The organism is Microcystis sp. LE19-8.1F (genome assembly GCF_027531715.1).
GTDB lineage: Bacteria > Cyanobacteriota > Cyanobacteriia > Cyanobacteriales > Microcystaceae > Microcystis > Microcystis wesenbergii_A.
Genome location: NZ_JAPZSO010000247.1, coordinates 1 through 11,191 on the forward strand (window position 1 = coordinate 1; position 11,191 = coordinate 11,191).

The 11,191-nt window shown below is 45.0% G+C and carries 11 protein-coding genes; 6 read left to right on the plus strand and 5 right to left on the minus strand.

Annotation, left to right across the window (positions count from 1 at the left end; all coding sequences use genetic code 11):
• Positions 1 to 397, minus strand: a 397-nt coding sequence (locus O9334_RS22345; RefSeq protein ID WP_288002631.1) for a ribbon-helix-helix domain-containing protein, incomplete at its 3' end; no start/stop codon positions are given.
• A 171-nt stretch (positions 398 to 568) separates the two neighbouring features.
• Between O9334_RS22345 and murD the strand changes: the two genes are divergently transcribed.
• From murD to mdh, 4 genes are all read left to right on the plus strand, one after another.
• The gene (gene murD / locus O9334_RS22350) at positions 569 to 1,918 is read left to right on the plus strand and encodes a UDP-N-acetylmuramoyl-L-alanine--D-glutamate ligase (protein ID WP_288002633.1); all 1,350 of its coding nucleotides are present in this window, start codon (positions 569 to 571) and stop codon (positions 1,916 to 1,918) included.
• Positions 1,919 to 2,161: 243 nt separating this feature from the next.
• Entirely contained in the window at positions 2,162 to 4,813 is a 2,652-nt protein-coding gene (locus O9334_RS22355) for a glycoside hydrolase family 10-like protein (protein ID WP_288002635.1), read from the plus strand.
• Between the two features lie 215 nt (positions 4,814 to 5,028).
• Entirely contained in the window at positions 5,029 to 5,244 is a 216-nt protein-coding gene (locus O9334_RS22360) for an NAD(P)H-quinone oxidoreductase subunit O (protein ID WP_288002636.1), read from the plus strand.
• Positions 5,245 to 5,269: 25 nt separating this feature from the next.
• On the plus strand, positions 5,270 to 6,247 hold the full coding sequence (mdh, locus tag O9334_RS22365) for a malate dehydrogenase (RefSeq protein ID WP_288002638.1): 978 nt from the start codon (positions 5,270 to 5,272) through the stop codon (positions 6,245 to 6,247).
• On the opposite strand, the gene O9334_RS22370 is transcribed toward mdh, so the two are convergent.
• The 3 genes from O9334_RS22370 to psaM form a co-directional block, all read right to left on the minus strand.
• Positions 6,248 to 7,375 (minus strand): THUMP domain-containing class I SAM-dependent RNA methyltransferase, encoded by a 1,128-nt coding sequence (locus tag O9334_RS22370; protein WP_288002639.1) that lies wholly within the window; start codon positions 7,373 to 7,375, stop codon positions 6,248 to 6,250.
• 587 nt (positions 7,376 to 7,962) lie between these two features.
• Positions 7,963 to 8,319, minus strand: a complete 357-nt coding sequence (locus O9334_RS22375) for a slr1601 family putative cell division protein (protein ID WP_045361137.1) — start codon at positions 8,317 to 8,319, stop codon at positions 7,963 to 7,965.
• A 161-nt stretch (positions 8,320 to 8,480) separates the two neighbouring features.
• Entirely contained in the window at positions 8,481 to 8,573 is a 93-nt protein-coding gene (psaM, locus tag O9334_RS22380) for a photosystem I reaction center subunit XII (protein ID WP_012264462.1), read from the minus strand.
• A gap of 189 nt (positions 8,574 to 8,762) precedes the next feature.
• Between psaM and O9334_RS22385 the strand changes: the two genes are divergently transcribed.
• Complete coding sequence (locus tag O9334_RS22385) at positions 8,763 to 9,482, plus strand: TerC family protein (protein WP_079206768.1); 720 nt, start codon at positions 8,763 to 8,765, stop codon at positions 9,480 to 9,482.
• 144 nt (positions 9,483 to 9,626) lie between these two features.
• Positions 9,627 to 10,109: a thiol-disulfide oxidoreductase DCC family protein gene (locus tag O9334_RS22390; protein ID WP_045361139.1), complete on the plus strand. Its 483-nt coding sequence runs from the start codon at positions 9,627 to 9,629 to the stop codon at positions 10,107 to 10,109.
• 214 nt (positions 10,110 to 10,323) lie between these two features.
• On the opposite strand, the gene O9334_RS22395 is transcribed toward O9334_RS22390, so the two are convergent.
• Entirely contained in the window at positions 10,324 to 11,052 is a 729-nt protein-coding gene (locus tag O9334_RS22395) for a cadmium resistance transporter (RefSeq protein ID WP_502846552.1), read from the minus strand.
• Between the last annotated feature and the right edge of the window lie 139 nt (positions 11,053 to 11,191).

The window sequence follows — 11,191 nt, forward strand, 5'->3', positions numbered from 1 at the left end:
CAAAAGTCAAAAGGGAAGAAAAATATGTGTACCTCACTAGCTTATAGCGGTGTGCAGTCGTATTAGGTACAGTGTCACAAGCTATAAACCATGCTAGGCAAAGCTTGGTCTGTATCTCACTCAAGCGCTTACCGCTATAGGATTGACGCTCTTTCTGAAATTTTTCTAAAATATTGTTGATAACCGTTTCGACCTCTAATCCTTCCCCGTTGTCTAATTCGGCTACAGCAATATCAATTTGATGACCAGTTTCTTCTCGCCATTGTAAATAATCTTCATTGATGGTGTCCAGCAAGTGTAAAGCGGTATCTATGAGCTGCTCTACATGATCAAATCTGCCACTTTTTAACTGTTCTTCGATAAATTTTTCTTGATTGGGTTTTAGTTGAATATTCATACTAATTTTTGTCAGTTCAAGGACTAAATTATAAGCATTCTATTTTATTAGACTGCAAGGAGCAGACAGAATAGACTAAGATTATCGCTTATCTAGGGGCAGAAATAAGGTAACAATCCACAGTAGGATAGAGATTGCTAAAAATTGACTCTTGAGTAGAGTGGCAACAAGATGGCGAAAGCGGCGATTATTGGATTGGGAAGATCGGGAATAGCAGCGGCAAGATGCTTAAAACGGGATGGTTGGCAGGTGACATTAAGCGATCGCTCCGATTCTCCCAGTTTACAAGCAACCAAAACCAATCTGGAAAGGGAAGGAATTATTGTCAATCTTGGTCAAAATCTCAGTCTAGAGGCTTCGGACTTGCCCGATCTTATCGTGGTTAGCCCCGGCGTGCCTTGGGATGCCCCGATTTTAATTACCGCTAGAGAAAAAGGCATCGATACGATCGGAGAATTAGAATTAGCTTGGCGTTATCTGCAATCTTCTCCTTGGTTGGGGATTACGGGAACTAACGGCAAAACCACCACCACCGCCCTCTGTGCCGCTATTTTTCAAAAAGCGGGGTTAAATGCCCCTTCCTGCGGTAATATCGGCTATGCTGCCTGTGAATTGGCTTTAAAAGCCGATCAATACGATTGGATTATTGCGGAGATTAGTAGTTATCAGATCGAGTCTAGTCGGGATTTATCGCCGAAAATCGGCATCTGGACAACTTTTACCCCCGATCACCTCAGTCGTCATCAAACCCTGGCAAATTATTATCAGATTAAAGCCTCTTTACTGCAAAGAAGCGATCGCCAAATCCTCAACGGTGATGATCCCTATCTGCGTCAAATCGGTGTTAGTCAATGGCAACAAGCTTACTGGACTTCTGTGCAGGGCAAAGATGCGCTTTTGGGCGATCCTAGTCGTGGTGTTTATCTGCAAGATAACTGGATCGTGGCTTTTGGGGAGTTAATTGCCCCAGTTAATCTCCTGAAAATGGTGGGTAGTCACAATCAGCAGAATTTGCTTATGGCTGTGGCCGCCGCTAGATTGGCAGGAATCGAGAAAAAAGCCATTACCGAAGCGATCGCCACTTTCCCCGGAGTTGCCCATCGCTTAGAGTATATTTGTACTTATAAAGGACTAGACTTTATTAATGATAGTAAAGCAACTAACTACGATGCGGCCGCAGTAGGCTTACAATCGGTCCGGGGTCCAGCGATTTTAATCGCGGGAGGAGAAGCGAAAGCAGGGGATGATCGGGCTTGGATCGCTGAAATTAAGGCAAAAGTCGCCACTGTGCTGCTTATTGGTGACGCTGCCGCCGATTTTGCCCGTCGTTTACAGTCAGCAGGTTATCAAGATTATGAATGTGTAGAAACGATGGACAGGGCAGTTCAACGCGCAGCTGAACTAGGACTGGCAAAAGAGGCTAAAGTGGTGTTATTATCCCCCGCTTGCGCTAGTTTTGACCAATACCAAAGTTTTGAACATCGCGGCGATCACTTTCGGCAATTGTCTCTACAGTTGTAGGGAGATGGGGAATAGGGAAGTGGGGGAATGGGGAAGTGGGGGAGTAGGGAAGTGGGGAATTTCAACTAAAACCCCAACACCCTAACACCCTAAAACCCTAACACCCTAAAACCCTAACACCCCAATACCCTGAAACCCTGTTGCCGACAGCTAAGACGCAATTTTTGTTCCCAAAGATACTCTTTTTTGGCTAAGTTGGGTAAAATCAGGAGGAGTTAACCAAAAAAATTAAGAGAAAAAAACGTGCTGGGATCGTCCTTCCGTCTTGATCATCTTTTTAACAAGCCCCTAATTGCCGGTCTCTTGTCCTGTGTGGGTGTCTTGCTGCCGATCCCAGTTTTAGCGACACCGGTGGCAGTGTTAAAAAGTCAAGAAAATGCCAATCAATGGACAGCTATCACCAATCGTTTGCAAAATGTCGGCGTTAATTACTGCATTCTCCAGAGTAATCAGTGGCAAACTGACAAGGATTTAAATAAAATTAAGGTTCTCATCATCCCCAACGTCGAGACTATTTCCGGTTTACAAGCTGGTGTCTTGAGTCGTTGGCTTAATCGCGGTGGTAAAATTATTGTCACCGGTCCGGCGGGGAATCTTTCGGAACCTGCTGTGCGTAATCAACTGCGATCGCTATTTGGGGCCTACTGGGCCTATCCCCACTCCCAAGCTTACACCCTGCGGCCGACTAATTTAGGTGAATTGAAAAACCAAAAACCTTTAGCCAGCAGTCTCCTCGGTGGTGTGGTTATCCCCACGGGAGTTAATAGCCAAACCGTTGCCGTCTGGGGGGCGCGCAATAATCCCCCCGCCGTTGTCCTCAATAATAACTCGATCTTTCTCGGTTGGCGCTGGGGCAGCGATGCCGTCGCTAATCTCGCCCTCGATAGCGCTTGGCTAGAAACCGCCCTGCAACGCTACGGCATTAATCGCAGTTCTTCTATTAACACAATTGCGCCCTATTGTCAAGGCCAATCAACAATAGTTAATAATATTAATAATACCCCAACAGCGATCTCGCGTAGCGAGCGCGTTGCGACCGCACCCCGTCGCCCTCTACCGCAGATTTCAGAAAATCCCCCCAGGGAAACGGCGAGATTAAGTCCGAGTACCGGGCAAATTCCCCCCAAAGCGAGCCTAACTCCCCAACAAATTAGCCAGATGACTGCGGAATTGCAGGGATTAATCGGGCGTTATGGGGTGACTCTCTTAGCTTCAGAGGCCAGTAATAGTAATATATCCAATACTGATAAATCCTTAGCACAAGCATTTCATAATCGTGGGAAAAATTCCCCCACCACAGATACAGCCAGACGATTCCGTTTAGCTCTAGAAAATGCCCAAGGAACCTTAAATAATTTTCAGAATTTAATCGTCCAGGGTTCCTATACCCAAGCGAGGGAATTTTGGTTACAAGCGCGGCGAAATCTTTGGGATAATTATCCCACTAATCGACAATTTGCCCAACCAGAAATACGGGCAATGTGGTTAGATCGAGGCACGATCGTAGAAGCTAAAAACGAGGAGGATTTAGCTAAAGTATTTGATCGCATGGCGGCAGCGGGTATTAATGTGGTCTTTTTCGAGACAGTTAATGCTAGTTATACTATTTATCCCAGTCAAGTTGCCCCCGAACAAAACCCTTTAACTAGAGGTTGGGATCCCCTCAAAGTTGCCGTTAAATTAGCCCATGAACGCAATATGGAAATCCACGCCTGGGTGTGGGTTTTTGCGGCGGCTAATCAAGCTCATAATAAAGTATTAGGGCAACCATTAGATTATCTGGGTCCAGTTTTATCGCGTAATCCCGATTGGCGGGCAACTAATAAAAGTGGTGGTTCTTTTGATTACAGTCAAGGCACGAAAAAAGCCTTTTTTGATCCTGCTAATCCCGACGTACAGAACTATCTTTTATCTCTTTACGAGGAAATTGTCAAGAATTACGATGTGGATGGCTTGCAGTTAGATTATATTCGCTATCCCTTCCAGAGTCAAAATTCTCATCAAACCTATGGTTATGGTAAATCCAGCCGTTGGTTATTTAAACAAATGACAGGAGTTGATCCCATTACTTTAAATACCCGGGGTGCTTTATGGGAACAATGGACTAGCTTTAAAATCCGTCAGGTTGATACTTTTGTCTCGCAAGTTTCCACTCGATTAAAACAGATCCGCCCCCACTTAAAAATGTCGGCGGCGGTGTTTCCCCTAGAACAAAAAGAACGATTATATCGTATTCAACAAAACTGGGAAGAATGGGGACAAAATCAATGGATAGACCTGATATTTTTAATGACTTATGCGCTCGATACAGGGACTTTAGAAGATAAAACCCAGTCTTTATTTGATCGCCAAATAGCAGGAAATGCTCTGATTATACCCGGTATCCGTCTGTTAAAAGTACCCGATCAAGTCACCATCGATCAACTACAATTTATTCGCAATCTTCCCACTTCGGGATTCGCTCTTTTTGCCACAGAAAATCTCAATCCCAACCTGCAAACAATTCTTAATCGCATTCAGGGATCGATAATTACGAAAAAAGCCGAACCTTTACCCCACCGTCAACCCTTTAAAACGGCAGCATCGCGGTTTAATTTCCTGCGTCAAGAGTGGAGTTTTTTAATAACGAATAATTTATGGGCAATGGAGGAGCTAACCTTAAAAACTTGGGGGCAAGAAGTGGACGAAATGGCTAATTTATTAGAGCAATTAGCTAATAATCCCAGCCCTCGCAATTGGACTTTAACTCAAAATGCCTTAAAGCGATTTAGCTATCAATTTAAATCTGTGATGTCCCGACAAAAAGATTTATCTCCCTATCAAATACAAGTCTGGGAAAATCGCCTCGCCACCCTACAAAGTCTCTTAAGTTATGGTCAAAGGGTTGAGTTTTAATTAGGGTTTGCCCAAAAAGTTTATTGGTGGAGTTAGGAGACAGGATTCAGGAGACAGGATTCAGGAGACAGGAGACAGCTTTTATTTATTCTCCCCACTCCCCAATTCATAATTCATCATTCCCACACCCCACATTCTACACTCTCTTGTCAGAGGCCCGCCGGAATATGTAACAATTTATGGGAGAAACCCCAAGCAAATTCAACGAGAAAAACATGGCAGCTACAATTAAGAAAGGAGCTTTAGTCCGCGTGGTGACGGGAAACCTAGAAAATAGCCTCGAAGCCCTAGCCAGCGATCGCCGTTTACCCAGTTATATGTTCAACTCGACAGCAGAAGTCTTGGATATAAAAGATGATTACGCTTTGGTTAAATTCTACGTTCCTACCCCCAGTGTGTGGCTAAAGCTCGAACAACTGGAACCCGCCTGATGAGGAATTGCCTCATCCATAAACCATGGTTGACTTCTACGATACACCCATCCCCTGTCAATCGCCCCGAGTCTCGGTTATTGGTGCTGGCAACGTCGGACGCACCCTGGCCCAACGCATCGCCGAAAAAAACCTCGCCGATGTGGTTCTCCTCGATATCGTCAATGGTTTGCCCCAGGGTATTGCCCTAGATTTGATGGAAGCCCAGGGCATAGAACTGCACGACAGCGAGATTATTGGCACTAATAACTACGAAGACACGGCAGGCTCGGATATTGTCGTGATTACGGCCGGATTAGCCAGAAAACCGGGCATGAGTCGCGATGATCTCATGAATGTCAATGCCAAAATTGTTGTCGAGGCCGCCACTAAATGCCTCCAGTATTCTCCAGAGGCCATTTTTATCGTCATCACTAATCCCCTTGATGTGATGACCTATCTAGTCTGGCAAGCAACCGGTTTACCCCCCCAAAGAGTGATGGGAATGGCCGGAGTCCTCGATTCTTCCCGTTTACAAAGCTTTATCGCCATGGAATTGGGGGTTAGTACCGCCGACGTTCATGCTATGGTTTTGGGTGGTCACGGTGATTTAATGTTGCCCCTACCCCGTTACTGTACCGTCAGTGGTGTGCCGATTACCGAATTAATGGACGAGATAACGATTAATCGTCTAGTGGAGAGAACTCGCAACGGTGGGGCTGAAATCGTCAAATTACTGCAAACTGGCGGCGCTTATTACGCCCCCGCTTCCTCTGCCTGTATCATGGTCGAGACGATATTGAGAAATCAATCCCGTTTACTGCCGGCGGCAGCCTATCTTAAAGGTGAATACGGTTTACAGGATGTCTATCTGGGGGTTCCCTGTCGCTTAGGCTGTCGGGGTGTGGAAAGTATTCTGGAAGTGCGTTTGACCGATGCTGAACGTCTGGATTTACACACTTCTGCCGCCTCAGTTCGTCAGAATGTTCATTTAGCCCTTGACAGTCTCAAGGTTTTGATGTAGTTAATACAATTCGTATTTTAAGAGGGTACAGGGCAAAGAACCGTTATACAAGGGAGTGCGACGGGAAGAACGCAGACCGATTTGTTTAGTCAGTTCTTTGTTTCCCGATAAAATATAGGCTGTCCAACCCTTAAACCTCTGTTTTAAGACATCACCGAAGGATTTATATAAGGCCCCTAATTCTTCGGTATTGCCCAATCTTTTGCCGTAAGGGGGATTACAGAGAATAATCCCTCGATCGCTTGCCGGTTCTAAGTCGGTGATGCTTTGCAAGCTAAAATTAATATGGTCCTGCACTTGACAAAAATAGGCATTATCCTCGGCCTGATGTAGAACCTCGTAATCGGCATCACTAGCATAAATTGGCGCATTTAGCTGAAATTTTTGTTTTTCTTTAGCTTCCTTAAGCAAAGATTGCCATAAATCCGGTTGATAGTCTGGCCACTTCTGAAATCCGAACTGGGAACGAGATAAACCGGGGGCAATATTTAAAGCTTTTAAGGTCGCTTCGATGACAATAGTTCCCGAACCACAAAAAGGGTCTAAAAGCGCCATATCATCCTGCCATGCCGATAATTCTACCAAAGCAGCGGCGAGACTTTCTTTCAGAGGTGCGACTCCCATGGCCCGATGATACCCGCGACGATGTAAACTGTGGCCAGAACTATCTAAACTAAGCACACAGCGATTTTTCTCGATATGAGCGTTAATTTGCAGGTCGGGGTTTTCTGTATCCACAAAAGAACGGGGATTCCCCTGTTGACGCTGTTGGTCGATAATAGCGTTTTTGATGCTTAAGGCGGTGTAATGGGTGTGATTGAGGCGATCGTTCGTTCCCGTACATTGTACCGCTAAAGTTTCCTCACTGGTGAGATAATCGCGCCAATCAATGGCTTGAATGCCATCATAAAGTTCCTTCCCATCCCCACAGGGAATTTCGGCAATGGGAACCAAAACCCGAAAAATAATTCTTGACCAAAGATTGACTCGATAGAGTAGGGACAGATCTCCCTGAAAATGGACTCCCGTGAATACTGGTTTCACTTCTTTAGCCCCTAGGAATTCTAATTCCCTAGCGGCAATTTCTTCTAGTCCCCTAGCGGTAGTAGCAAAATAGGATCGAGTCATTTCAGTTATCAGTTATCAGTTTTCAGTTTTCAGTTATCAGTTATCAGGTTTCAGGTTTCAGGTTTCAGGTTTCAGGTTTCAGTTTTCAGTTTTCAGTTTTCAGTGACTAGCGCCGGTCGTTGGTAGCTTGAAATCAGAAAGATTTTAATTTTTATCCCCTTGTAAATTCCCTATCTGATTCCCTCAAGTCAGTTAAAATCGACTAATGTCATAGGATTTAGTGCATCGGAAAATTTTACGCAATCACAAGCATAATAATGGGTGCATCTCATATTTTGTGATTTTCTCTCACCTATAGGTGAGCAGCAGAAATTATTAAAAGAGGGCGAAGGCAATTCGCCCCGACAATCATATTATTGCGCCAATGGTAGGGGCGCATCGTGGTCAGTGAGTTTATCGAACTGCGTGCGCCCAAATGTAATATAGATATTTCTCCAAAATTCAGATGCACCCATAATAATCCTCTTTTGTCAAGGCAGAAATGCTTAAGAATTGTGTCGCTGTGGTCATTAGTTTTATCCTGACTCTGTGGATATCTCCTCTCCCCTAGATTCTTAACAAGTAATTGAGATGCACGGGCAGCTAATCTACTGAGAAACCCAAAAAATGCGTCTTTGATTAGGATCCCGTCGGGGACTTTGTTCCCCCATGACTTGCCGCGCTTGACTAGGATCGAAGCTGCGAGTAAATTGACCGCGTAATTGATTGACGCGTTCCTCCTTTTCTTCGACCGCCAAACGCACTTCTTCCAGTTTTGCCTGTTGCATCTGTTGGTAGGGTAGCAAACGAGCGATCGCAAAAACTGCCGTGATGGAAAGAGCGCTATAGGCAATAATTCGCAGCCAAATCTCGATAACTTGCCATTTTTGGGATTTATTGCCGCTTTTTTGCTTTGTTCGTGGTTTTTTGTCGGTTTGATTTCGATTAACTGTTCGTGCGGTCATAGATTTACGAGTATAAGTAAAATCGGTCAGAAAAGTGGCTAATTACTTTCAATTTACACCCAATCACCGACAACTGGTAACTGATGACCGATAACTGAAAAACCCTAATCGGTCTATCCTATAGCTAGGTCAGACGGGATTAGGGTTTATTGAAAGCGGTTTTACTTATAAAGTTCCGTCGCTAGACGAAAAGCCAAAATCCCGGGGATTAAAGCAATTACCAGAGCGACCAAAACTTGAGTATCAGAAAGCATTGCTGATTATCTCCTCATAAAGATATTCATCCAATACTTTCCGACATCATCGGGGTCCTCTGCATCATTTCGTTACAAGACTTCATATCTCCCCACCCCGATGACGGTTATCTCCCCTAGAAAAGAAAGTTGTAAAAGCGTTAAGCTGAGGTATTGCCATGATTACATTTATTTTTACCTGCGGCCTCAATGTTAGACTCGCTCCTTGATTCATCTCTAACCCTTAGTCTAAAAACCCCGTTAATTCTGTTGGTTCTCATTGCCCTAGAAGCGGTATTATCAGCAGATAACGCCATTGCTCTCGCTTCCATAGCACAGGGATTAGGAGATCATCAGCGTCAACGTCAGGCCTTGAATATTGGCTTAGTTTTCGCCTATATTCTCCGTATGATCTTGATTCTTACCGCCACCTGGGTGGTTAAATACTGGCAGTTTGAACTTTTGGGAGCAGTATATTTGCTCTGGTTAGTCTTTAATTACTTTGCCTCCCCTGAAGACAAGGATCACAGCCATCATAGTCTCCAGTTTCACTCTCTCTGGCAAGCTATCCCCCTAATTGCCGTTACCGATTTAGCTTTTTCCCTCGATAGTGTCACCACCTCCATCGCCGTGGCCGATGATACTTGGTTAATTCTGCTTGGTGGTACGATCGGAGTAGTTACCCTGCGCTTTATGGCGGGTTTATTTATTCGCTGGTTAGAGGAATACACCCACCTAGAAGATGCTGGTTTTGTCACCGTCGGTTTGGTGGGTTTAAGATTGCTGTTGCGGGTGATTAGTCCCGATTTTGTGCCGCCAGAATGGATTATGATTAGTTTAATTGCTATCCTCTTTGCTTGGGGTTTCTCAAAACGCAACGATCGAGAACCAATAGAGAGTGATACCATCCAATCTGATAAATTGCCATAAAATAATCATCAGGAGTCAGTATTCTCCGAGCCAGTATTCAGGAGATTGCTTTTATTTATTCTCCCCACTTCCCCACTTCCCCACTCCCTACTTCTCAACCCCTCAATAATTACCGACCACTGAAAAGAGAATCCCTAGAAGATCATGTCATCTTTACCGACTCCATCTGCTGATACCTTAGAAAATTCTACTCGATCGCCCTCTTGGAAAATTAAACTCCTCTACGATGGAGAATGTCCCCTCTGCTTGCGGGAGGTTAATTTTCTGCAAAAACGGGATGCTGGGAGAGGATTAGTTGCTTTTGTCGATATTGCCGCCGAAAACTATAATCCGGAGGAAAATGGCGGTATTTCCTTCGCGGCGGCCATGGGACGAATCCACGCTGTACTAGCCGATGGTACTATCCTCCAAAATGTGGAAGTGTTTCGCCAAGTCTATGATATTTTGGGCATCGGTTGGATTTATGCCGCTACCAAATGGCCGGTTATTGGGTTTCTAGTGGATATTATCTATGAAATTTGGGCTTCTTGGCGATTAACCTTAACCGGAAGACCGAATGTAAAAACAATCTTAGCAGAGCGTCAAAAACGTCTGGAATGCAACTCATCAAATCGTTGTTCTCAGTGAGTTAAAATCTCCTAACCCTACACCCTACTCAGAATCACCCCTTGGGATGTGATACTAAATCCGTTGAGTATAGGCTACTTATAAGGACAGTCAAAAGGCAAAAGGCTTCGGCCGTGAGCTCAGCCGAACGGCAAGAGGCAAAAGGAGAAATAAATAATCAGTTTTTAATAACCAGATTTAATGTGATAATTCTGCCTAGTAAATAAATGGTACTTTATTTTCTTGCCAGTCCCTGACTGCGACCGATGATCGCCCAGAGATAGCTAATTCCTAAGGCCAAAAACGCGAGGGGAATACTTTCTTTGACGATAAAAATACCCAGACCGATCAGCACACAGGGAACGAAGGTACTTCCCTGACTGGTTAAGATAGTGGCGATGGTCGGCACACTGGTCAACCCGTAGGCGATCGCACACCAAACCCCCACCAGAATCAAAAAAACGCTGACGATAACGATCAGACTTGTTACAGTACTACTGGCGAACAGGGGAACGTAAATACCGATATTATCGCTCCCGTTGGCGACGGTCAACGCAGCCACGCTATAGGTGCGCGGGTCAAACCAACGGCCGAAGGGTTTACCCTGAGCTACGCCGAAGGGTTTACCCTGAGCTACGCCGAAGGGGGAATGTTTCGCACCCTCCAGGTCCAATTCGACATTCTCCGGCTCTTCCTCCTTCTCCTCTTCTTTGAGAAGGGAAACGATGCCGAGAATCACAGGAACGAGGCCTAGATAGCGAATCCAGGGGGTAGGGATGAGAAAACAGCCGAAAAATCCCGCCAAACTGGCAATAACCAGCAGACTAAAGCCGATATACTGACCGATGACGATATCGCGATGACGGAAGAGTTTTCCCGTTTGGCTGAAGAGAATCGTCAGGATCAATATATCGTCGAGGTTGGTGGCGACGAATGCTGCTACACCAGTAGATATCGCGATCACCTCAAGGGGTGACAGAAAGGTTAAAGAGCTTGCTTGATAAGGCTCATAGCCGTTAACCCTTTGGAGAAATAAGGGTTTTTCTGGGGTTTGAGGCGTATCAAAGAAAGGGCAAGTTCCGAAAAAATATCCATCGACTCAA

Excerpts from the sequence above, each read along its gene's own strand:
- O9334_RS22360 (WP_288002636.1), top strand. The coding sequence starts at position 5,029 with ATGGCAGCTACAATTAAGAAAGGAGCTTTAGTCCGCGTGGTGACGGGA.
- mdh (WP_288002638.1), top strand. The coding sequence starts at position 5,270 with ATGGTTGACTTCTACGATACACCCATCCCCTGTCAATCGCCCCGAGTC.
- murD (WP_288002633.1), top strand. The coding sequence starts at position 569 with ATGGCGAAAGCGGCGATTATTGGATTGGGAAGATCGGGAATAGCAGCG.
- O9334_RS22370 (WP_288002639.1), bottom strand. The coding sequence starts at position 7,375 with ATGACTCGATCCTATTTTGCTACTACCGCTAGGGGACTAGAAGAAATT.
- O9334_RS22390 (WP_045361139.1), top strand. The coding sequence starts at position 9,627 with ATGTCATCTTTACCGACTCCATCTGCTGATACCTTAGAAAATTCTACT.
- O9334_RS22375 (WP_045361137.1), bottom strand. The coding sequence starts at position 8,319 with ATGACCGCACGAACAGTTAATCGAAATCAAACCGACAAAAAACCACGA.
- psaM (WP_012264462.1), bottom strand. The coding sequence starts at position 8,573 with ATGCTTTCTGATACTCAAGTTTTGGTCGCTCTGGTAATTGCTTTAATC.
- O9334_RS22385 (WP_079206768.1), top strand. The coding sequence starts at position 8,763 with ATGTTAGACTCGCTCCTTGATTCATCTCTAACCCTTAGTCTAAAAACC.